The sequence below is a fragment of the Pedobacter sp. N36a genome (assembly GCF_014472395.1).
Lineage (GTDB): Bacteria > Bacteroidota > Bacteroidia > Sphingobacteriales > Sphingobacteriaceae > Pedobacter.
The window spans coordinates 475,679-497,711 of record NZ_JACSZW010000002.1 but is presented as its reverse complement, the minus strand read 5'-3'; the positions used below and the strand labels follow the sequence as shown (position 1 = coordinate 497,711).

Sequence of the window (22,033 nt, the reverse complement as noted above, 5' to 3'; positions counted from 1 at the left end):
TTATGATGTTTATTTAGTCATTTTGCTTGGGCAAACATAATCGGATACCTCAAGTTTTTCGGATTCTTTGATCGCTTTAAAACCACCTTTAATGTCGATCAGGTGATCAAATCCACGAGCACGCAAAATAGAATTGAAGATCATTGATCTGTATCCCCCGGCGCAGTGTACATAATAGGTTTTTGCTTTGTCAAGTTTGGCCATAACATCATTAATATAATCCAATGGTGTGTTTTCTGCATTCAGCAAGTGCTCAGAAAAGTATTCCGATGCTTTACGTACATCGAGAATGTTCAGTGGTGTTTTATCAAATCTGTTCGCCAGCTCTTTTGCCGTTATAGACTGGATTTGGTCAATTGCTCTGCCACTTTTGATCCATGATTCGATTCCACCCTTAAGGTATCCTACTGCATGGTCATATCCAACTCTTGACAATCTGGTTACCACTTCTTCTTCCCGTCCATCATCTGCAATGACCAGAATTTGTTGCTGTATATCTGGTATCAGTGTTCCAACCCATGGTGCGAAATTGCCATCAATACCTATATTAATTGAGTTGGGAACAAAGGCACTGGCAAATATTTGTGCAGCTCTTGTATCCAGTAACAAGGCTCCGGTTTCATTGGCGATGAGTTCAAATTCTTCAGGTGTTAATGCCTGAGTTCCTTTTTTCAGCACAGTTTCAAAACTGTCGTAACCTTCTCTGTTCATTTTTACATTCAAAGGGAAATACGCGGGTGGGGGAGTCAATCCGTCAGTTACTTCCTTAATGAATTCTTCACGAGTCATGTCGGATCTTAAAGCATAATTGCTTAATTTTTGATGGCCTAAGGTGTCAGTAGTTTCTTTACTCATGTTTTTACCACAGGCAGATCCGGCGCCATGGCCTGGATAAACAAAAATATCATCACTTAAAGGCATTATTTTTTTTCGCAGCGAATCAAATAAAATGCCTGCTAAATCTTCCTTGGTCATCTGTGCGGCTTTTTGTGCTAAATCCGGACGACCTACATCACCTATGAACAAAGTATCACCCGAGAATAGTGCAGTTTCTTTGCCTAGCTCATCGAATAATAGATAAGAGGTTGACTCCATCGTATGCCCCGGGGTATGCAATACCTTAATGCTGATGTCACCTAACTTAAAAATCTCGCCGTCTTTTGCAATGTGTGCCTGGTAAGTTGGCTTGGCATTGGGACCATATATAATCGGTGCACCGGTTTGCTTAGACAAATCCACATGTCCTGAAACAAAGTCAGCATGGAAATGCGTTTCAAATACATATTTAATGGTTGCATGATTTGCCAACGATTTTTCAATGTAAGGAGCTACTTCTCTTAATGGATCTATGATAGCGGCTTCATTACCTGATTGGATATAGTAAGCACCTTGTGCTAAACATCCAGTATAAATCTGTTCAATAGTCATGTGTTTAATTTTTAGTTGTTGTTAATTACAATACAAATTTCATTAAAAAGTAGGCGCTGGACGGTGACTCAGGTCACCTAACGATTTTATTTTAGAAGTTCTTTTAGAATGATATAAATTCCCATAATCAATACAAACCAACCGAATCCTTTTTTAAGTTTCTCTCCGGGAATTTTTTTACTAAAAAGGTTGCCGATCAGCAAACCTGTTATGGCAATAGCGGTGATCCCCAATAGGAATTTCCATTGGATATCAAAGTGTCCCAGGTCTCCTGTAAATCCGATTAACGAATTGAGAGCGATGATGAGTAACGAGGTACCGATTGCGTTTTTCATCGGTAACTTTACTAAGAATACCAAGGCGGGGATCAGTAAGAAGCCTCCTCCAGCACCAAGAAGTCCGGTTACCAGGCCAATAGTGATACCATAACCAAGTAATTTGAAAAATTTAATACAATCCTTGCATTCTTGCTCTTCTCCGTCAATTTGCTTACTCTTTATCATGCTTATCGAAGCCATTAGCATCAGGAATCCGAAAAATACCATGGTTGCCAATGCACTACTTACAGAGAATCTACCTATGGAGAATAGATGTTCAGGAATTAATTGGACAATAAATTTTCTGGTTATATAGACAGTCACAATCGAGGCTAATCCGAAAAAAAAAGCCGCTTTTAGGTTCACCTGTCCTTTGCGATAATTGCTGATTGTACCTACCAAACTGGTTGAGCCAACTACAAAAAGTGAATAAGAGGTTGCTAATAGTGGGTTAATCCCAAAAAGATAGACCAACACCGGCATGGTTAGAATTGAACCACCACCACCAATTAGGCCAAGTGATAAGCCGATGAATGCGGCTGCTAAGTATGCTATGACTTCCATGTCTAATATATTTTAGACAAAGTTGAAAGTTTTCAATTCGAATGACAGTGACTTAGGTCACTTTGGAAAATTACTTAAGATAGGAGATGTAATTTCTATGTAGGCTGAGCGTTCCACGTTGTTCCATTTTTTTTAGGAGCCTGGAAATGACCTCTCTTGAAGAGTTTAGATCATTAGCAATTTCGCTGTGAGTAATTTGTAGTTTTCTGGTATTCAGGTCTCTGTGTTGTTTTGCCAGGTAGAATTCCAGTCGTTCATCCATACTTTTAAATGAAATGTTATCTATCACGGTCAGTAATTCTTCAAATCGGTTTCTATACGTTTCCAGTACAAAATAGTACCAGGATTTATATTCCTTCATCAAGGTATCCATCAGCGAGATAGGTATCATTAAACCTTTGGTAGGTTCAACGGCCTTAGCCATCACCTGGCTGGTTTCTTGTCGTGTAGCACAGATCATCGACAGCGCGCAGGCATTTCCCGGTTGCAGGTAATACATGAAAAACTCATTTCCGTCATCACCTTCACGATAAAGTTTAACAAGTCCCTCAACGATGAGAATAGTGGAACGCATATTTTGCCCAGTCTGCATTATCATTTCTCCTGCATCAAAGGTTTTAAGGTCACCACTTTCAATTAGAACTTTTTTTAACCCAGGTTCAAAAGTGGGAAATAGAGATTCTACATAATTGGTGATGCTAGGTTCTGTGCTCATTTTTTGAATGGGTATTTTTTTTTGCGAAAATACGATTTAACTAAGTCCATACCTAATTTGTCACAAGGATGGTTTCTTCTGCTCGCACTTTTGAGCGGTCTACTGGATCCTTCCTGAAGATTTCAGGAGAATGCCTTTGGTAATCTTGTTTTTAATAAATTTTAAATAGATAATTATAACTTAAACATTGCCTAATGTTAGTACTTGTGATTCATTTTCCTCTTTTTTTTCGGGAACTCCGGTAAAATATGAAAAAAATAAATTATTCTTGGCAAGAACTTCATCTCCCGTGCCTCCTTGCTTTTTGTTATAATTTCCATTCTTATCCATAGACCGCTCTTTCCATTTTTGTTATTGGCGATAGCTGCGATGGAGTTCTCTTATCGATTTTAATGGGTGGGTAATGTGTTTGAATTGTGATATAAAGATCAATAACGAACAATAATTCAACTTGATCAGAATCAATATAATCTATGATGTTGATCATTACCAGCGAACTTTGATAACCTACATTTGATCGGATAAAGGCGATACACGTTTTTTCAAAATATTTTGATAAGACATTACATTTAAAAAACCATTATGACAAGCATTAAAAATATACATCCAATAAGCGCTGTAGTTCTTTTCGACCTTCTAAAAAGGGAATTTCCAGACTATATCAACACTAAATTAGATGCTATGCTGAATATAGACTTCGTCCATGTTTATAATGAGATCAATGTGCTGTTTCCTGATATAATTGCTGGAACTGCTTTAACAATTAGTGTGTCAGATCAGGAGATCACAATAACTGAAAATGCACCTGATAATGACTTTAAAACCGCTTTACTTGAAGAGCATTTAACTTCTTTTATCCGGATGAAAGCAGGTTAATCGTTGGGCCAAATAAATGGCCTGGAAAAAATTATTTGTTAGTTGACCAAATACTAAAAGGGATCTAATGCTTTCGCTAATTAGAAATTATGAGAAAATTGGAAAAAAAGGTGGTATTCATCACCGGAGGAAATTCAGGTATTGGAAAAGCTGCTGCTCTTGAGGCTGCAAGAGAAGGAGCGATAGTTGTTGTGGCTGACCTTGAAAACAAGGATCACCTGGAAACGCTTAATGAAATAAAGGCATTAGGAGCCAAATGTATGTTTGTTCCAATTGATGTGTCAGATGTGGAAAGCGTCAAATTGGCTATCCTTACGACTGTGGCAGAATTTGGAAGTTTGGATGTAGCTTTTAATAATGCAGGTATTGGCGGAACTTATTCCGGGATACATGATATGCCTGAGGCTACTTGGGACAGGTTGATCGCAGTAAATTTAACTGGCCAGTTTTATTGCGTAAAATATGAACTGCAGCAGTTTTTGAAGCAGGGTGGAGGGGTAATTGTAAATATGTCTTCGCTTGGTGGATTGAAAGCAGAACACGGTTTAGTACCATACACAGCAGCCAAACATGGCGTTTTAGGCATTACCAAAAATATAGCGGTTCAATATGCCGCACAAAATATCAGAGCGAATGCACTTTGTCCATATTATGTGGAAACTCCATTATTGGCTGAGGCTCCAGGAGCCATTCATCAAGCATGGATTGACGGATCGCCATCTAAACGGCTTTGTACACCTGAAGAGGTGGCTAAAGCATTTATTTATCTGGCTTGTGATGACTCTAGTTATTGTAATGGAACACAAATTATCCTGGATGGAGGAGTCATGGCTTAGTTAATTCTTCATTTTCGCAAGCCTTTCCAGATCCAGTACAGTAATGGTTATCCCTTCACGTTCCTGTAATTTTTCGTTAGGAAATCTGATCATGTTCTGCTTACCGTTTCGGTAGCCATACAGGCCATTGCTGTTAAGTCTTAGCGGGTAATGTTGAAACATCTTTTTTGATAATCTGCAGATGGTACAGGCGAAGGATAGCCCCTCCGCTTGATCCAAAATAATGTTCCAAGCATGGTGTAAAATACCTCTGTACATAAAAAGCCTCACATTTCTGCGAGGCTTTTCTGTGATCCCACTGGGATTTGCACCTGGTGCGAAAATCAGCGTTTAAATAGTATTTGGTGCGTTTTTAAATTCGACTCACCGAATTTCTCATCATTTATTTTGTACGTTTTTAACTGCAATTGCTATATTTAAATATACGAAATATATGGATCAGTTAAATTGTAAAATTGTCGTTTTCCCTCGATTTACCTGAGCGCCCTTCTCCCCATACAAATGCCCACTTTTAAATGGCTTTATCACATAATTTCCTGCATTTAAGTTGACCATTATTGTTGTCTCTTGGCTGTTCAACTTGATGCTTTTAATTGCTATCTCTTTATTATCCGTTGTATATATGTCGATTTCAGATGGTGAAACAGCAAATGAAATCTGCAACTTTCCGTCAAAATCATCTTTTTTACATCCGATAAAAATTAAACAGGTTACGACTATGGTGAGTACATATGTTCTTAATTTCATTTTAAATAATATTATTAGTTTCAATTATAGAATTAGGACCTGACACTTATCGTTTTCACAATTAAGCCGGTTTGGTCTACGTTTAATTTAAAAGTCTTTACGATTGTTGTCATGGGAGTATTATTATTAGGCTTTACATCAATAGTAAAACGAACAACAAAATCATACTCATGTTTCGGGTCTCCTCGGCCTGATAGCTCGCTATAAAGATAAATACTAGTAGGATTAACAAAGGCATCAAGGCTCCGTCCTTGATACCCAGCAGGAATATCTTCAGCATTTCCCATCCATTTGTCTGCTCTCTCAGCACTAACATTTTTAATTTGAGCGGTTGAATTAAATTGAAATTTAGGTTGAATTCTCAGGATCAATTCTTGTTTTCTAATGGTCACAGTAGCTTCTTTTTGAACTTCAGGATTAATCTCAACATATTGAGAAAAATCCATTTTTGGGATGTTCAAAGTAATATGCTTAGGAAATCGATCCCAATCCATTTTAAAGTACAAATAATCTGTTCCGGTAATTTTAACCGCTGGAAGGTTTTCTTTCACATTAAACACGCCCAAAGTTTTATTGTATAGAGGAATGTATCCGGTAGCTGTTGGTAATATGTTTGTTCCTGGCATCCATACTGAGGTCGGGCTTGATGGGAATGATCCTGTATTTACGCTTGTGCCTTCAAGCCTAGCATCAAGATCAACCCCTAGATTAATATTATTGGAACCACTTGAGCCCCCTAAAATGGCGCTGAATAATCCAATTACAGCTTCTGGTAATTTACCTATATTGCTCGTTAGCGCACCTTTTAATCCTTGTAAAATGGATTTGAAAATATCATTGGGTACTCCTATCTTATTTTCTCCTGTTTCCTTATTTGAGGTGTGCTTGTTGAAAAATTCAAGTCCCACCCCAGACACCAAAGCTGTTCCAGCAACTTTCCCCGTATTTTCCAGGTCCGAAACTATCTGTGCTCCTTTAGATTTGCCACCCATAACGCTACTTATACTGCCCTGAATTTTTCCACCCAATTCAATTTTTGTGATGTTATGGTACTCCATTGACCAAAGCAGTTGAATATTTTGATAAGGTATGTCTTTTATCAAAGGATCATATGCAATCTCATATTCGGACATATACCATTTATTTGAAGCAAAGGGTGAGGAGCCATCCAATGGAGCTGGTTGAATCTGCTTGTAAGAATTTCGTTTATCATTAACATCAATAAAACTGCTTCCTAAGAAATTAAACATAGATGTTTTATGGGTAGAATTAATAGAGATACCTTCTTTTATATAAGAGGAATAACTTACAAATTGAGTTGTTGTGTATGAAAATATCCGCATGATCCCTCGATATTTGTTATACAGAATAAAATATGGATTTATTAGTGGGCTCCTGGCGTTCTCGTCAAAAGTACTATACAATAAAATCCATCCATCTTGTGACCTTCTGTCATTTGTTACATCCAAGCCGTAGGTTCCAGCAATACTTCCCTGTCCAGACCATGGAGACGGTATTTTTGCTTGCCCAGTAGGGGTTGGCATCCAATCAAGATTCTCCCATGCAAAATTTGGCACTGGAACAGCCGCTAAGTTGTTATGTAAAATTTTTAAATTACTGGAAAGCGGCGGGTCACTTTTTTTACACCCGGAAATAAATATAATTATAAAAAGAGAAGCCAGATATAGCCAATGAGATTCTTTTTTGATTTCCATTTGTTCGTTAATTTATAGTTTGATAATGTTCAATGAATCATAGGCAAATATATGATTTATTTAGACTTGTTAAAAATAATATATAATGTTTTTGAATAAAAATTTGATAATAGGAATATTATGATAGGCATTCTATTACATATTTGCTTTTTAAACAAATAAAATTTAACTATTTTTGGGTATTAACGATAACTAATGTGTTTTTTCGCCACCTCAAAAATTTCAGTCCTTATTCCGGTCATATATATATGATGAAATTAGGACTCCGTTTATAAAAAAGAAAGACAGTTTTTAGGCAGAAATGCCAGCCGTTTCGATCTCATTGATAGACTTAGTTATTTGCCGTTGAAAGAATTAAAAAAAGATGTTAGAGCCTACTTTATCAGTGAGGCAGACCTTTATGATCTTTTAGCCAGTGATGAAAAAAGTACCGCAGAAAATTACATCATTGAGTATCCGGGATGGGATGTTGAAAAAGAGGAGATGGTGTTAAAAGGATTTTTAAGTAGTTTTAATGATGGGATCATTGAGTTTGAAAGAAATATAGGTTTATCATATTTTTGAGGTAGAAAAGCAGACTGAAACTCGTTTTCATAATCAACTGATTTAGGGTTAACAAAAGTAGTCTTGCAGTCAGTGTACGTCAAGTCGTTCAATAGATAAAGTTTCTGTGAATCAGAAATTTACATTCAATTTGGTGAGTAAATAAACCTCTAAATTACTCACTTATATGTGATTAGGTGAGTAATTTAGTGTTAACCGTAAAAGCAAAAAGCCTGCAATCAACTGATTTTCAGGCTTCTATGCGTTTTGTTACTATTCTCTGTGATCCCGCTGGGATTCGAACCCAGGACCACTACATTAAAAGTGTAATGCTCTACCAGCTGAGCTACGGAATCAAAGCTGTTATTTTTAGCTTTACTCTAAGCGTTTCCGTTTAAAGTGATGCAAATATAGGATTAGGTTATATGAAGTGCAAATTAAAAAATCATAAAATCTATACTACACTGATTTTAAGCTAGATTATTTATTTTAAGCCCTATCAAAGGCCTTATTTTGGTGCTAAAATCAACTATTTGGAATTAAAAAAAACAGGAATTTGATCAGGAAACAAAGAATTGTCTCTTGCATTTCTGCTCAAATTCCTATCATTTTGAATTATCTTTTTAGAAAATTAACTAGTAATTGGTTTAATTCATCTTTATGAGTGATAAATAAGCCGTGTGATGCACCTTCCATTACATAATAATCAGCATTAGGAAGTAACATTGCAGTAATTGCACTGGTTGCTTTAATAGGTACCACCTGATCATCATCTCCATGTACGATCATTACAGGAATGGTAATGGTACTTAAATCTGTTCTAAAATCAGTTTCAGAGAATGACCTCACACAATCTACGGTAGCCTTTGGACTAGCCACAATCGCGAGCTGGTGCATCCAGTTCTGTATATCCTCGCTTACCGGTTTATTTAAAATCCCTTCCCCAAAGAACTGTTTTCCAAAACCAGTTAAGAATGCAGGACGATCCTGATGGATATTGGCAATAATTTCATCAAAAACATCCTTTGGAACACCTTCTTCATGGTCGTCAGTTTTTAGCATTAAAGGAACAACTGTACTAATCAATACTGCTTTTTCAATCCTAGAGCTGCCGTATTTACCTAAGTAACGCACTACTTCACCACCACCCATTGAAAATCCAACGAGTGTAACCTCAGATAAATCGAGTGCAAGGATTAATTCATTCAGATCGGAGGCGAGGGTATCATAATCATAACCGGTCCAAGGTTTGTCAGACTGGCCAAAACCACGTCTGTCGTATGCAATGCAGCGGTAGCCACTGTAAACAACTGATGCAACCTGATACTCCCACATTTCGTGTGATACAGGCCAGCCATGAATTAAAATTACTGGTTTTCCTGAACCAAGATCTTCGTAAAATATATTCACAGATTTACTGTTCTCGGGATTTCTTTTGATATATGGCATATTATAAATTTTAAAGGTTCAAAGATTAATAACACCATATATCGTGATTATGTTTAATAAAAGCGTCATTTTGGGAGAATAAACAATAATAATATTGCCATATTTGGCAAAAAAGAATAATTAAATGAATAAAGCAATATTTCTAGATCGTGATGGGGTTTTAAATCACGAAATCTATGATTACATCTGTAAAGTAGAAGATTTTGAAGTCCTTGAATACCAGATCCCACCATTAAAGAAGCTGTATGACGAGGGGTATATGCTGATTATCATTACCAATCAGGGTGGAATCGCCTTAAAACGTTATACGGAAGAAACACTGGCAGAAATGCACCGTATTTTAGCTGAAAAATTTGAGGCAAAGGGGGCAAAAATCACGCATGCATACTATTGTCCACACCATCCAACAGTTTCTGAGCCTTGTAATTGCAGAAAACCTTTATCTGGAATGGTATTAGAAGCGATCGCAACTTATCATATTGATCCGGCCTTATCTGTGATGATTGGCGATAAACCAAGAGATGTAGAAGCGGCCAATGGAGCAGGAGTGAAGGGTATCCTAATCGAACCAGATGAACAAATCAGTTATGAAGCCGTAAAAAAAGTCCTGTCGAATTAATTCAACAGGACTTTTTTTATGATCTGTTATTTAAGCTTATTTAGCTGCTGCTTCTGCTTTAGCATGATCAGCCAAGAACTGAGCTAAGCCGCTATCAGTTAATGGGTGTTTCATTAATGCAAGGATGGCAGAAAGTGGGCCAGTCATCACGTCAGCACCTAATTTAGCGCAGTTAACGATGTGCATTGGTCCTCTAACTGAAGCTGCAAGAATTTCAGTTTCGTATTGGTAGTTATCAAAAATCAATCTGATGTCTTCGATCAATTGAAAACCATCTGTAGAAATGTCGTCTAAACGACCTAAGAATGGAGATACGTAAGATGCACCTGCTTTTGCAGCGATTAAAGCTTGTCCGGCAGAGAAGATCAACGTACAGTTTGTTCTGATTCCTTTAGATGAAAGGTATTTAATGGCTTTAACACCATCTTTGATCATAGGAACTTTAACAACAATTTTCGGATCTAGTTTAGCTAATGCTTCACCTTCTTTGATCATGCTTTCATAATCAGTGGAAATAACCTCTGCACTTACATTGGCATCAACGATGTCACAAATTGCTTTGTAGTGGTTAATTACATTTTGTTCGCCAGTGATACCTTCTTTAGCCATTAAGCTAGGGTTGGTAGTTACGCCGTCTAGAACGCCAAGGTCTTGAGCTTCTCTGATTTGATCAAGATTAGCTGTGTCTATGAAAAATTTCATAAGATATATAGTTTAAGAAAATATATGGTTTTAATTAACTCGATTTGGTCGTTAGAAAGAAGAGGATGCAGTTGAAGCATGTCAATCTAAAAAATAAAAATGGGCAAGCACTTTACATCGCATCGCTACAACTTTCTACCCTTGCTTCGTTCCCGCCCTGGGGGAGTTCAAAAGGAGCTGATCGTGTAATACTTGCCCGTCACAAAAGTAGGAAAAGATCTGAATCTACCAAAGTATAAAATGCTTTTATTTCATTTTTAAGGGGGTTTTTCAGTTAATCGATTGAAATTAAAGGATTTGAAGAGGAAAATAATTTTAATTTTTTTTTGGGCTTATGAAAGCTCAGCAGCAGACATGAGTTTGTTTTGATGCTAACTCCCTTATATCCGGGAATCTTCATTGCCAATATTACATTTTACATCGATTTCAAGTATCAATATTATAATATAAAGAGTTTATATTTTAAATGTTCTGCATTTTTCCTAAAAAAGATGCCGATATTATAATTACTTGATTTTTTTTCGTAACTTAGTGTTCGAATCACACTATACCAACCAACAATAAATTAAACTTATGGAACAAACACAAGATCAGCAAGGGTTATACGACCAGCGTTTTGAACATGACGCATGTGGCATTGGTTTCGTTGCTCATATTAAGGGGAGAAAATCGCAACAAATCATTTCCGACGCAATAACCATTCTTGAAAATCTTGATCACCGCGGAGCTTGCGGCGCTGAAATTAACACCGGAGATGGTGCAGGTATCATGATACAGATACCTCATGAATTTCTTTATGACGAATGTCTTAAAATAGGATTCAGTCTGAATGAATCCGGAGACTATGGAGTAGGGATGTTGTTTTTACCGAAAGACGTTAAAGCGAGAGAAGAGTGCAGAGAAATCATTTATCGTGCGGGAGAGAAATTGGGCCTGGAAGTTCTAGGTTTTAGAAAAGTACAAACCAATACAGAAGGCATTGGCGATATGGCCTTATCTGTAGAACCAGAAATGGAACAGGTATTTATTGGCCGCCCGTATGCAATCGCTGCTGGTGCAGATTTTGAACGTAAACTTTACGTTTTCAAGAACTACCTGTCAAAGACGATTAATAATACCGTGAAGGGGATTAATGGCGAGTTTTATATTGCCTCTTTTTCTTCAAGAACTATAGTTTATAAAGGACAGCTGACTTCATTGCAGGTAAGATCCTATTTTACTGAGCTCAGTGATAAGCGCGTTGTTTCCGCTTTTGGCCTAATCCATAGTCGCTTTGCAACAAACACTTTCCCTTCCTGGAAGTTGGCGCAACCTTTTAGGTATATCGCCCATAATGGAGAAATTAATACGCTTCAGGGGAACCTGAACTGGTTTAGAGCAAGCGTGAAGTCATTGGCTTCTTCGCACTTTACACCTGAAGAACTGAATATTTTACTTCCTGTAATTGATGAATCCAATTCCGATTCAGGTTGTTTAGATAATATAGTAGAGCTTTTAGTGCATGCAGGTCGTTCTCTGCCACATGTCTTAATGATGTTAATTCCTGAGGCATGGGACGGTAACGATGATATGGACGAGCTAAAACAGGCATTCTATAAGTTCCATGCTACTTTAATGGAGCCTTGGGACGGTCCAGCAGCTGTTTCTTTTACAGATGGTAACCTGATTGGAGCAACGTTGGATAGAAACGGATTGCGTCCGCAAAGGTATGCCATTACAGAAGATGACCATGTGATTATGGCTTCCGAAGCTGGTGCATTGGCTTTAGATCAAAGCAAAATTATTGAAAAGGGTAGGTTGACGCCTGGAAAGATGTTTGTGGTAGATATGGAGCAGGGAAGGATCATCTCCGATACAGAAATTAAACAACAAGTATGCAGTCGCAGGCCGTATGCAGATTGGTTAAATCAATATCAAATCAGATTAGAAGAACTTTCTGATCCAAGAGTAGTGTTTAGCGGTCTTTCAGAAGAATCTATTTTTAAATATCAGCAGGTATTTGGATATAGCCGTGAAGACATCGACTTAATCCTGAAACCAATGGCTAAGGATGGAAAAGAGCCAATCGGATCGATGGGTACAGATATTCCATTGGCGATTTTATCTCAAAAACCACAGCATCTTTCTTCTTATTTCAAACAATTGTTTGCCCAGGTAACCAATCCGCCAATCGACCCTATTAGGGAAAAAGTGGTGATGAGTCTTGCGGGATTCATGGGAAATAATGGAAATATTCTGGAAGAAAATGCACTGCAGTGTCACTGTGTGGGTATCAAGCATCCTATTTTAACGAATTTAGAGTTAGAGAAGCTTAGAAGTATAGATACCGGAGTATTCCAATCTAAAACCTTACAAACTTATTTCAGAGCTACTGGTAAACCAGGCGCTATGGCAAAAGCATTAGATAGGTTATGTCGTTATGCAGTAGATGCTGTAGAAGATGGATTCCAGGTGATTATTTTATCAGATCGTGCTTTAGACTCTGAACACGCTGCCATTCCTTCTTTATTGGCTGTTTCTACAGTTCACCATCATTTGATCCGTAAAGGATACAGAGGCGATGTAGGCTTAGTAGTAGAAGCTGGTGATGTTTGGGAAGTGCACCATTTTGCTTGCTTAATTGGCTTCGGTGCAACTGCAGTAAACCCTTACTTAGCAGAAGAAACGATTACTGGTTTTGAAACAGAATTGGAAGTTAAACCCGCGAAACTTATACAGAACTATATTTATGCTGTAAATAATGGATTGTTGAAGATTTTCTCTAAAATGGGAATTTCTACGCTTCAATCTTATCATGGCGCACAGATTTTTGAAATTCTTGGTTTGAACAAACAGGTGGTCGACAATTACTTTACCGGTGCGGTTTCAAGAATCGGTGGTTTAGGACTGGATGAGATTGCCAGAGAAACTTTGATCAAACACAACAGGATTTTTGGTTCGGCTACACGTCCGGATATGATCTTGCCAACAGGCGGTAATTACAAATGGAAACGTAAAGGAGAACAGCATTTGTTCAATCCTCAAACGATCCACTTGTTACAAAATGCGACCAGAAAGAATGATTACAACGTATACAAACAATATTCTAAGCTTGTAAATGAACAAACGCATCAAGCGTTTACCATTCGCGGACTGTTTGAATTTAACTATAAACGTCCTGCAGTATCTTTATCAGAAGTAGAACCAGTTGAACAGATCCTGAAGCGTTTTGCTACAGGTGCCATGTCTTTCGGTTCGATCTCTCATGAAGCACACTCCACTTTGGCGATTGCGATGAACCGCATTGGCGGAAAGAGTAATACCGGAGAAGGTGGTGAAGATGAATTGCGCTATGAAACCTTACCTAACGGTGATTCTATGCGTTCTGCAATCAAGCAAATTGCTTCTGCACGTTTCGGTGTGACTAGTTATTACCTGAGCAACGCAGATGAGCTGCAAATTAAAATGGCACAAGGTGCAAAACCTGGTGAAGGTGGGCAATTACCTGGCGATAAAGTAGACGAATGGATTGCAAAAGTTCGTCATGCTACGCCTGGTGTAGGGTTAATTTCGCCTCCGCCACACCACGATATTTATTCTATTGAAGATTTAGCGCAGCTGATTTTTGACTTGAAAAATGCCAACCGTGAAGCTAGAATCAACGTAAAACTGGTTTCTAAAGCTGGTGTAGGCACGATTGCAGCCGGTGTTGCGAAAGCTCATGCCGATGTAATCCTGGTTTCAGGATTTGACGGAGGTACTGGTGCATCGCCATTAACATCGATCCAGCATGCTGGTTTACCTTGGGAACTTGGTTTAGCGGAAGCACACCAGACTTTGGTTAAAAACCGCTTGCGCAGCAGGGTAGTATTACAAACGGATGGTCAATTAAAAACGGGTAAAGACATCGCCATTGCGGCTCTTTTAGGTGCTGAAGAATGGGGTGTGGCTACCGCTGCTCTAGTCACTTCTGGCTGTATCATGATGAGAAAATGTCATTTGAATACTTGTCCGGTGGGTGTGGCCACACAGGATCCTAACTTGAGAAAGTTGTTTACCGGTGAAGCAGATCACGTTGTAAACCTATTCCATTTCTTAGCGGAAGAGTTGAGAGAAACCATGGCAGAACTTGGTTTCAGAACAGTAGAGGAAATGGTAGGTCAGGCAGATGCTTTAAGCTTACGTACAATTGATCCGAGCGACTGGAAATTAAAAGACCTTGACCTTTCTGCGATTTTATATAAAGCGCCAGACAATGGCTTGAGCTTGTATCAAACAGAAACTCAAGATCATGGATTAGCGGATATTTTAGACCACCAATTGATCAAAGCTGCAGCTCCTGCATTGTTGAATAAAGAGCCGATTTACAGAGAGTTTGAGGTGAAAAACACCAACCGAGCTTTAGGTACGATGCTTTCAAATGAAGTTTCAAAAATTTATAAATCGCAAGGTTTACCAGCAGATACGATCAACTTTAAATTCAAAGGTTCAGCCGGACAAAGTTTCGGTGCTTTTGCAGCCAAAGGAATCTCATTGCAGCTGGAGGGTGAAGCGAATGATTACGTAGGTAAAGGCCTTTCTGGAGCTAGATTGTCCATCTATCCTTTTAGTACCATCAGCTATGTGCCGGAACAAAATATCATCATTGGTAACGTTGCCTTATATGGTGCAACTTCTGGTGAGTTGTATGTGAGAGGTCAGGCTGGTGAAAGGTTTGCCGTAAGAAACTCTGGTGCTACAGCTGTAGTTGAAGGTTTAGGTGATCATGGTTGTGAATACATGACTGGTGGTGAAGTGCTGGTGATCGGTGATACAGGCAGTAATTTCGCTGCTGGTATGAGCGGTGGTGTAGCCTGGATCTATGATGTGAAGCAAGAATTTACCAATAAATGCAATAAGGAAATGGTAGACCTTGATCCACTGGATGAACAGGATGAGCTACGCATAAATGTGTTACTAAAAAAACACATCCAGCTTACAGATAGTAGTTTAGCTAAGTTTATCTTAAGTGATTGGGCGACTCAATCTGCACACTTTATCAAAGTATTCCCTAAGGAATACAAAGCCGTAATGATGAAAAGAGCTGCTGTAAATGTTTAATTATTTCCAGCACAAAACAATCGAGAGCCACCAGAGTAAATTGAAACAAAAAATGACGAGAACCACTAAACTAAATATAGCTTAACTATGGGAAAAGTAACCGGATTTTTAGAGTATGAGAGAACTGCTCCTATAAAAGAAGATGCTAAAGAACGTTTAAAGCATTATAATGAATTTGTAGAGAATTTTGAACTAGAGCAGGTCAACCGTGAAGCCGCAAGGTGTATGGATTGCGGTGTTCCATTTTGCCAGTCGGGCTGCCCACTAGGAAATGTAATTCCGGAATTTAACGACGCGGTATATAAAGGAGATTGGCAGCTGGCTTCAACTATATTGTTGAGCACCAACAACTTCCCTGAGTTCACAGGAAGGATTTGTCCGGCACCTTGCGAATCTGCATGTGTCCTTGGCATCAACAAATCTCCAGTATCTATTGAAGAGATCGAAAAACATATTATTGAAATTGCCTTCAACAAAGGATATATCAAAGCGGAAGAGCCCTTGATCCGTACCGGTAAGAAAGTAGCGGTGATCGGATCAGGTCCTGCGGGACTTGCTGCAGCAGCGCAATTAAACAGAGCTGGTCATGAGGTGGTGGTTTACGAACGCGATGACGCACCTGGAGGGTTATTGAATTATGGTATTCCTGATTTTAAACTTCAGAAAGATATAGTAACCAGACGCATCAAGCTGATGGAAAAAGAAGGTATTGTGTTCAAATGCAACTCCAATGTTGGGGTAAATGTAGAATTGAACACTTTACTTAGAGAATTCCAAAGTATTGTTTTAGCAGGTGGTTCTACCATTCCAAGAGATTTGACGATTACTGGTCGCGAGACTAAAGGCGTTCATTTTGCCATGGACTTCTTAAAACAACAGAACAAGCGTGTTCAAAAGATTAGCTTTGAGCAAGAGGCGATTTTGGCTACTGGTAAGGATGTGATTGTAATTGGTGGTGGTGATACTGGTTCTGATTGCATCGGCACTTCAAACCGTCAGGGGGCGAAATCCGTGATGCAGTTTGAAATCATGCCAATGCCTTCATCACAACGTACTTCAAACATGCCTTGGCCGACCTTCCCAATGTTACTAAAAGTGACTTCTTCCCATGAAGAGGGTTGTGAAAGAGCATGGGGAGTAAATACTAAGGAATTTATCAAGGATGAAAACGGCAACCTTAAAGCCTTAAAAGTAGTAGATGTAGAATGGGAGATTGATCCTACTGGCAGACCTTTGAACTTCAAGGAGAAACCAGGAACGGAAAGAGATTTGCCTTGTCAGCTGGTTTTATTGGCAATGGGATTTTTGCATCCTCAAAAAGAAGGCTTAATTGAAAAATTAGGAGTAGAGTTGGATAACAGAGGTAACGTGAAAGCTGAAGAAGGTAAATATCAAACCAATATTGCAAAGATCTTTGCAGCAGGAGATATGCGCCGTGGACAATCATTGGTAGTTTGGGCCATTTCAGAAGGTAGAGAAGCTGCCCGTAAGGTGGATGAGTACTTAATGGGGCACAGCAGACTTGCATCAAAAGACGGTATCCCTTACGCCTAATTATTAAAAAATAAACCTGGTGGAAATTATCCCACCATTTAAACATAAGCAGCTATTGTCCCTTGGATGATAGCTGCTTTTTTATGCCTTATTTTTCTATAGGGAAATAATTAGCAGGCGGTTTCATGTTGAGATTTCAAAAAAAGATTCTTGGCATAAGAATTTTTCAGCTGCTTTATAAATCAGCCGAAGAATTCTCTTTTTATTTTTATGAGGTCATTAAAACTTGATTTATCGACCTCATAATTAGCCCGATACGGACTGTTTTTTTTGAAAAAAAACGCCAATATACAGCTTATATCAACATTTCTGCCATCAGTAACAAAAAAGAGACGTTTTGATTCAGATACCGCAGTTTGATGCTTAAATTTAAGTAACAAACTAATTCTAAATGACCTATGAAAAAATCATTACCATTTTTAATGCTGCTATTGCTATTTAGCATAGCCGCGTGGGCACAAACCCGTACGATTACGGGAACTGTGACAGCCGAAAGTGACCAAAATCCCCTTCCTGGAGTATCCATAAGGGTGGTTGGACAGAAAACCGGTACCTTAACCAACTCTGCGGGTAAGTACAGTATTCAAGTAACAGGTACCAACCTGAGTCTGGAGTTTTCTTATCTGGGTTTTAAAACTCAGACGAAAACAATAGGGAGCAGTAATGAAGTCAATGTTTCTCTATCCGATGACGAAACTAGTTTAAATGAAATTGTGGTGACCGCACTTGGCATAAAGCGGGATAAACGTACCTTAACCTATTCCACACAGGAAGTTGGAGGTAATGCTTTAGTGGCTGCCAAAGAAAATAACTTAGTGAATGCACTGGCTGGTAAAGTAGCGGGGGTTCAAATTACCAATTCCAGTGGGGCCGCAGGTAGTTCCTCTAAAATTGTAATTCGCGGTAATACCTCTTTGACAGGCGAGAACGGCGCTCTTTTTGTCGTGGATGGCGTACCTATTAATAACTCTGAAGCCGGTAATCCTGACGGTGCATTAAGTGCAGGAGGAACAGCTAATAGGGCCATTGACATTGATCCAAATATTATAGAAAGTGTGACTATATTAAAAGGGGCAGCGGCCAGTGCATTATATGGTTCTGCTGCTGCAAGAGGAGTAGTGATTATTACCACTAAAACGGGCAAGGGAAAACCTTCGATTTCTATTTCTTCAGGAATTACAGTAGATCATCCAATATTTCCAGAATTTCAGGATAAGTATGCTCAAGGTAGCAATGGTGTTTACATCGATGGAAATAATGGAGAATTAGGCTCAGGTTCTTGGGGGCCACTGATTGATGGCTTAACTGTGAATGGGGTCCCTGTACAGAAACACGATCCCAGGAAGGAGTTTTTTAGGACTGGGCTTACCACAGACAATACCGTTGCGTTAAGTGGTGCTTCTGATAAATCAACCTATCTTGTATCCTATTCCTATCTAAAAACTAAAGGAACAATGCCAGGCACTGACTTTGGTCGGCATTCCTTCTTCACCAAATTTTCGAATAATATTACTGATAAAATAAACGTCATTGGGCAACTGAACTATGTTAACACTGCTAATGATCGTTTACCAGAAGGAAATAGTCTTGCAAGTCCATTTTGGACAGTTTATGCGGCACCTATATCCTGGGATCCATTTCCTACCACTTATCCAGATGGAACACAGCGAGTGTTCCGTGCTGCAAGAAATAATCCTTACTGGTTAGTAGATAATGTAAAATTCAGCTCCCTTGTCAACAGATTTCTGCCAGTTTTTACCGTTACTTACAATCCAACTCCCTGGTTAACCATTACCGAACGTGTAGGGGCTGATATCTTTAATGATGATACGCATTACCATGAAGCTTCCGGAATTGTTGGTGGAGAATCTGATAATGGTAAAATGTACAATCGGGAGATAAATTTCAGACAGTATAATCATGACTTGATTATAGAAGCGAAAAGGAACTTCAGCGATGATTTCTTTGGAAGTATTTTGATCGGTAATAATATTCTGGCTTCTGATCAGAAAACAGTTTTTGATAAGGGTATAGGTTTATCGGCTAAGGATTTTTATAATATTAGCAACGCATCTACCCAGATCTCCACGATTACGGAAAGTAATTATAGAAAAGTAGGTATATACGCACAGATGACAGGAGAATATAAGAAAATGCTATCCTTATCATTGACAGGGAGATATGATGGAACTTCTGTGCTGAATAGCGATAAGCAATTTTATCCTTATGGTTCAGCATCCGGTGCTTTTATCTTTACCGAAGCATTAGGAATGAATAATAATCCAATTATGAATTTCGGTAAATTCCGTATTTCTTATTCCTATGTAGGAAATGATAATGTTGCACCTTATAGTATTGGTACTCCTTATGTAAAACCAATTATTGGAAATATAGAATTTCCTTATGATGGTCTGAATGGGTTCTTATTGACGAATACTTACGGTGATAGGAACCTGAAGAACGAGGGTCTGAAGGAATTTGAAACGGGTTTTGAATTCAAATTTCTTAAAAGCAGGTTGAATTTTGAAGTTACTTATTTCAATAAAGTAAGTAAGGACCTGATCAGTACAACACCAATAACCCCGTCAAGTGGTTTTAATGCCGCTGTTATCAATGCGGCAAGTATGTATAATCGGGGTGTGGAGTTGGTATTGGGCGGTACACCAATAAAAACAAAAAACCTCACCTGGGATATTGCTTTGAATTTCACCAAAATCAACAATAAAGTAACTGAGATTGGACAAGGTCTTGATAACATTCAGTTTGCGGGTTTTGTTAGCCCTGGTGTATTTGCTTATAAAGACCAACCTTATGCCGTTATTTTTGGCTCGCGATACCTTCGAAATGATGCTGGAAGGTTAGTAATAGATGCTGAAGGTTATCCTATTATAGATGAACAACTTGGTCCTATAGGCAATACCGTACCTAAGTGGAATGCAGGTTTAACCACAACGCTGAACTATAAAGGTATTACGCTTTCTGCGGTACTTGACATGAAAAAGGGCGGTGATGTATATAACCTTGACAATTTCTACCTTAATTTTTATGGGGTTACTAAAGTTACTGAAGACAGAACTGCCACTAAAGTCTTTGATGGGGTGACTGAAGATGGTTCAGAAAACACAAAACAAGTTACATTGGACCAAAAATATTATCAGGAAAACTTTTCAGCAGTAGACGAAAATGGAGTAGAGGATGGGACTTACATCAAACTAAGACAAGTAACCCTAGCTTATACTTTTCCAGCGGATATATTAAGGAAAACGCCATTTAAAGGGTTGAGTGTCTCTGCTACAGGCAGAAATTTATGGTTTTATACCCCACACTACACAGGCTCAGATCCTGAAGTGAGTCTATATGGAACTGGAAATGGTGCCGGCTTTACCAATTTTGTAACGCCATCTAACAAAAGTTTCAATTTTGCGGTAAAAGTTACTTTTTAAACAGACCAATCATGAAAAAGACATATTATATATTCGTAGCATTTTTAATGCTGATTTCTGCATCTGGATGTAAGAAATATTTAGATATTAATAAAGATCCGAACAATCCTTTAGATGTTCAAGAAGCGCTGATCTTAACACCTGTTCAGCTCTATACGACTACAAATATTCTTGGAGGGTTTCCCGGCTCTGTTGCTGCTTATTGGACACAGCAGCTGGCTTTAAATCAGCCATCACCAGAAATTGATAGTTATAGAATTACCCCAAGCGACGTCAACAATACTTGGAGTTTTGATCTTTACCCTGCAATTTTTAACAACCTAAGAATTATGATCGGTAAAGCACAAGCAGGAGGGAATAATGGTTATGCAGCAATTGGAAAAGTAATGCTGGCTTACAATCTGGCGATTTGCACAGATCTGTTTGGAGATATCCCGTACTCGGAAGCCTTTGGAGCGCTCGATGGATTAAAGCCAAAATATGATCGCCAGGAAGATATTTATAAGGTCATTCAACAGAATTTAGATGAAGCTATTGTCATCTTGAATAGTGAACCTAGTGGTATCAATGTAAAAGCAGATGACTTGATTTATGGTGGGGATTTCCCTTCCTGGAAAAAGTTTGCCTACACGCTAAAAGCAAGATATTACCTGCGCTTAAGTAAGGCAGCAGGATACAATGCTTCAGCGCAAGCTGACCTCGCCCTTGCAGCTTTGCAAAATGGCTTTACGGACAATAGGGACAATGCTAAAGTAACCTATAGTGGTGGTGATAAGTCACAAAACCCATGGTATCGTGGAACCTTGCCTGGAGCTGGTGGAGTGGTATTAAACAAAACTTTTGTCGATTTATTAACTGCAAATAATGACCCGAGGCTGCCTATCCTAGGACTTGCGGGTTCTGGTGGAGGTTTTTTAGGTAGAGAAAGCGGTACTGACCCTAATCCAAACCCTAAAATATATGCAACTGTGGGACCTAAAGTTGGTGGATATTTACTCTTAGATCAAGTAGGCCCCTCAGCACCAGTTTATCTGGCGAATTATGCTGAAGCCTTATTCATTAAAGCTGAAGCTACATTAATTAAGTCTGGTCCAGCCACTGCTCAGCCTATATTCGTAGAAGCGATCAGGCAAAACATGCTTTCATTAGGCGTTGCTACAAATGATATAAACACTTACATCATTGCACATGGAATACTGAATCCCGCTAATCCTTTAAAAAGCTTAATTGGAGAAAAGTATGTATCCAATTTCTTATCACTTGAAGCTTATAATGACTGGCGTAGAACAGGATTTCCAACGCTGAATGTTGTTGTTAATGCATTTCGTCCTTATATCCCACAGCGTTTTCCTTATCCTTCTCAAGAGATTACATCAAACCCTCAGCCACAGCAGTCAATATTGACCTCTGAGCCGGTATGGTGGGCAAAATAGAACAAGTAAAGAG

The 22,033-nt window shown here is 38.6% G+C and carries 17 protein-coding genes, 1 tRNA gene and 1 other RNA gene; 8 read left to right on the top strand and 11 right to left on the bottom strand.

What is annotated here, in order from left to right; all coding sequences use genetic code 11:
• Nucleotides 1-9 precede the first annotated feature (9 nt).
• The 4 genes from H9X96_RS05875 to H9X96_RS05860 form a co-directional block, all read right to left on the bottom strand.
• Complete coding sequence (locus tag H9X96_RS05875; protein WP_187665379.1) at nucleotides 10-1,428, bottom strand: rhodanese-like domain-containing protein; 1,419 nt, start codon at nucleotides 1,426-1,428, stop codon at nucleotides 10-12.
• A gap of 86 nt (nucleotides 1,429-1,514) precedes the next feature.
• Complete coding sequence (locus H9X96_RS05870; protein WP_187665378.1) at nucleotides 1,515-2,309, bottom strand: sulfite exporter TauE/SafE family protein; 795 nt, start codon at nucleotides 2,307-2,309, stop codon at nucleotides 1,515-1,517.
• Nucleotides 2,310-2,379: 70 nt separating this feature from the next.
• A complete protein-coding gene (locus H9X96_RS05865; protein WP_187665377.1) occupies nucleotides 2,380-3,024 on the bottom strand; it encodes a Crp/Fnr family transcriptional regulator in 645 nt (214 codons plus the stop codon).
• 180 nt (nucleotides 3,025-3,204) lie between these two features.
• On the bottom strand, nucleotides 3,205-3,354 hold the full coding sequence (locus H9X96_RS05860; protein ID WP_187665376.1) for a hypothetical protein: 150 nt from the start codon (nucleotides 3,352-3,354) through the stop codon (nucleotides 3,205-3,207).
• Between the two features lie 252 nt (nucleotides 3,355-3,606).
• Here H9X96_RS05860 and H9X96_RS05855 point away from each other — a divergent pair, with 252 nt between their 5' ends.
• Together H9X96_RS05855 and H9X96_RS05850 are read left to right on the top strand one after the other, a co-directional pair.
• Nucleotides 3,607-3,900, top strand: a complete 294-nt coding sequence (locus H9X96_RS05855) for a hypothetical protein (protein WP_187665375.1) — start codon at nucleotides 3,607-3,609, stop codon at nucleotides 3,898-3,900.
• An 89-nt stretch (nucleotides 3,901-3,989) separates the two neighbouring features.
• The gene (locus tag H9X96_RS05850) at nucleotides 3,990-4,736 is read left to right on the top strand and encodes an SDR family NAD(P)-dependent oxidoreductase (RefSeq protein WP_187665374.1); all 747 of its coding nucleotides are present in this window, start codon (nucleotides 3,990-3,992) and stop codon (nucleotides 4,734-4,736) included.
• Here the strand turns inward: H9X96_RS05850 and H9X96_RS05845 are convergent, their stop codons facing one another.
• From H9X96_RS05845 to H9X96_RS05835, 3 genes are all read right to left on the bottom strand, one after another.
• Complete coding sequence (locus H9X96_RS05845; protein ID WP_187665373.1) at nucleotides 4,737-4,898, bottom strand: hypothetical protein; 162 nt, start codon at nucleotides 4,896-4,898, stop codon at nucleotides 4,737-4,739.
• Nucleotides 4,899-5,174: 276 nt separating this feature from the next.
• Nucleotides 5,175-5,483, bottom strand: a complete 309-nt coding sequence (locus tag H9X96_RS05840; protein ID WP_187665372.1) for a hypothetical protein — start codon at nucleotides 5,481-5,483, stop codon at nucleotides 5,175-5,177.
• A 32-nt stretch (nucleotides 5,484-5,515) separates the two neighbouring features.
• Nucleotides 5,516-7,198, bottom strand: a complete 1,683-nt coding sequence (locus H9X96_RS05835; RefSeq protein WP_187665371.1) for a hypothetical protein — start codon at nucleotides 7,196-7,198, stop codon at nucleotides 5,516-5,518.
• A gap of 345 nt (nucleotides 7,199-7,543) precedes the next feature.
• Here H9X96_RS05835 and H9X96_RS05830 point away from each other — a divergent pair, with 345 nt between their 5' ends.
• On the top strand, nucleotides 7,544-7,762 hold the full coding sequence (locus H9X96_RS05830; protein ID WP_187665370.1) for a hypothetical protein: 219 nt from the start codon (nucleotides 7,544-7,546) through the stop codon (nucleotides 7,760-7,762).
• A 262-nt stretch (nucleotides 7,763-8,024) separates the two neighbouring features.
• Here the strand turns inward: H9X96_RS05830 and H9X96_RS05825 are convergent.
• Together H9X96_RS05825 and H9X96_RS05820 are read right to left on the bottom strand one after the other, a co-directional pair.
• Nucleotides 8,025-8,097: transfer RNA gene (locus tag H9X96_RS05825), tRNA-Lys, on the bottom strand.
• 259 nt (nucleotides 8,098-8,356) lie between these two features.
• The gene (locus H9X96_RS05820; RefSeq protein WP_187665369.1) at nucleotides 8,357-9,190 is read right to left on the bottom strand and encodes an alpha/beta fold hydrolase; all 834 of its coding nucleotides are present in this window, start codon (nucleotides 9,188-9,190) and stop codon (nucleotides 8,357-8,359) included.
• A 124-nt stretch (nucleotides 9,191-9,314) separates the two neighbouring features.
• Here H9X96_RS05820 and H9X96_RS05815 point away from each other — a divergent pair, with 124 nt between their 5' ends.
• A complete protein-coding gene (locus tag H9X96_RS05815) occupies nucleotides 9,315-9,809 on the top strand; it encodes an HAD-IIIA family hydrolase (RefSeq protein ID WP_187665368.1) in 495 nt (164 codons plus the stop codon).
• A 36-nt stretch (nucleotides 9,810-9,845) separates the two neighbouring features.
• Here the strand turns inward: H9X96_RS05815 and fsa are convergent, their stop codons facing one another.
• Both fsa and ffs read right to left on the bottom strand, forming a co-directional pair.
• Complete coding sequence (gene fsa, locus H9X96_RS05810; protein ID WP_187665367.1) at nucleotides 9,846-10,511, bottom strand: fructose-6-phosphate aldolase; 666 nt, start codon at nucleotides 10,509-10,511, stop codon at nucleotides 9,846-9,848.
• A gap of 98 nt (nucleotides 10,512-10,609) precedes the next feature.
• Nucleotides 10,610-10,709: signal recognition particle sRNA small type (ffs, locus tag H9X96_RS05805), an RNA gene on the bottom strand.
• Nucleotides 10,710-11,084: 375 nt separating this feature from the next.
• Here ffs and gltB point away from each other — a divergent pair.
• The 4 genes from gltB (at nucleotide 11,085) to H9X96_RS05785 (ending at nucleotide 22,020) form a co-directional block, all read left to right on the top strand.
• A complete protein-coding gene (gltB, locus tag H9X96_RS05800) occupies nucleotides 11,085-15,590 on the top strand; it encodes a glutamate synthase large subunit (RefSeq protein WP_187665366.1) in 4,506 nt (1,501 codons plus the stop codon).
• 87 nt (nucleotides 15,591-15,677) lie between these two features.
• Nucleotides 15,678-17,144 (top strand): glutamate synthase subunit beta, encoded by a 1,467-nt coding sequence (locus H9X96_RS05795; RefSeq protein ID WP_187665365.1) that lies wholly within the window; start codon nucleotides 15,678-15,680, stop codon nucleotides 17,142-17,144.
• Nucleotides 17,145-17,542: 398 nt separating this feature from the next.
• A complete protein-coding gene (locus tag H9X96_RS05790; protein ID WP_187665364.1) occupies nucleotides 17,543-20,587 on the top strand; it encodes a SusC/RagA family TonB-linked outer membrane protein in 3,045 nt (1,014 codons plus the stop codon).
• A gap of 11 nt (nucleotides 20,588-20,598) precedes the next feature.
• The gene (locus tag H9X96_RS05785) at nucleotides 20,599-22,020 is read left to right on the top strand and encodes a SusD/RagB family nutrient-binding outer membrane lipoprotein (protein WP_187665363.1); all 1,422 of its coding nucleotides are present in this window, start codon (nucleotides 20,599-20,601) and stop codon (nucleotides 22,018-22,020) included.
• The last annotated feature ends 13 nt before the right edge of the window (nucleotides 22,021-22,033 follow it).

Coding starts and splice junctions, on each gene's coding strand:
- fsa (WP_187665367.1), bottom strand. CDS start 10,511: ATGAAATTTTTCATAGACACAGCTAATCTTGATCAAATCAGAGAAGCT.
- H9X96_RS05845 (WP_187665373.1), bottom strand. CDS start 4,898: ATGTTTCAACATTACCCGCTAAGACTTAACAGCAATGGCCTGTATGGC.
- H9X96_RS05840 (WP_187665372.1), bottom strand. CDS start 5,483: ATGAAATTAAGAACATATGTACTCACCATAGTCGTAACCTGTTTAATT.
- H9X96_RS05790 (WP_187665364.1), top strand. CDS start 17,543: ATGAAAAAATCATTACCATTTTTAATGCTGCTATTGCTATTTAGCATA.
- H9X96_RS05815 (WP_187665368.1), top strand. CDS start 9,315: ATGAATAAAGCAATATTTCTAGATCGTGATGGGGTTTTAAATCACGAA.
- H9X96_RS05850 (WP_187665374.1), top strand. CDS start 3,990: ATGAGAAAATTGGAAAAAAAGGTGGTATTCATCACCGGAGGAAATTCA.
- H9X96_RS05865 (WP_187665377.1), bottom strand. CDS start 3,024: ATGAGCACAGAACCTAGCATCACCAATTATGTAGAATCTCTATTTCCC.
- gltB (WP_187665366.1), top strand. CDS start 11,085: ATGGAACAAACACAAGATCAGCAAGGGTTATACGACCAGCGTTTTGAA.
- H9X96_RS05820 (WP_187665369.1), bottom strand. CDS start 9,190: ATGCCATATATCAAAAGAAATCCCGAGAACAGTAAATCTGTGAATATA.
- H9X96_RS05785 (WP_187665363.1), top strand. CDS start 20,599: ATGAAAAAGACATATTATATATTCGTAGCATTTTTAATGCTGATTTCT.
- H9X96_RS05870 (WP_187665378.1), bottom strand. CDS start 2,309: ATGGAAGTCATAGCATACTTAGCAGCCGCATTCATCGGCTTATCACTT.
- H9X96_RS05875 (WP_187665379.1), bottom strand. CDS start 1,428: ATGACTATTGAACAGATTTATACTGGATGTTTAGCACAAGGTGCTTAC.
- H9X96_RS05835 (WP_187665371.1), bottom strand. CDS start 7,198: ATGGAAATCAAAAAAGAATCTCATTGGCTATATCTGGCTTCTCTTTTT.
- H9X96_RS05860 (WP_187665376.1), bottom strand. CDS start 3,354: ATGGATAAGAATGGAAATTATAACAAAAAGCAAGGAGGCACGGGAGAT.
- H9X96_RS05795 (WP_187665365.1), top strand. CDS start 15,678: ATGGGAAAAGTAACCGGATTTTTAGAGTATGAGAGAACTGCTCCTATA.
- H9X96_RS05855 (WP_187665375.1), top strand. CDS start 3,607: ATGACAAGCATTAAAAATATACATCCAATAAGCGCTGTAGTTCTTTTC.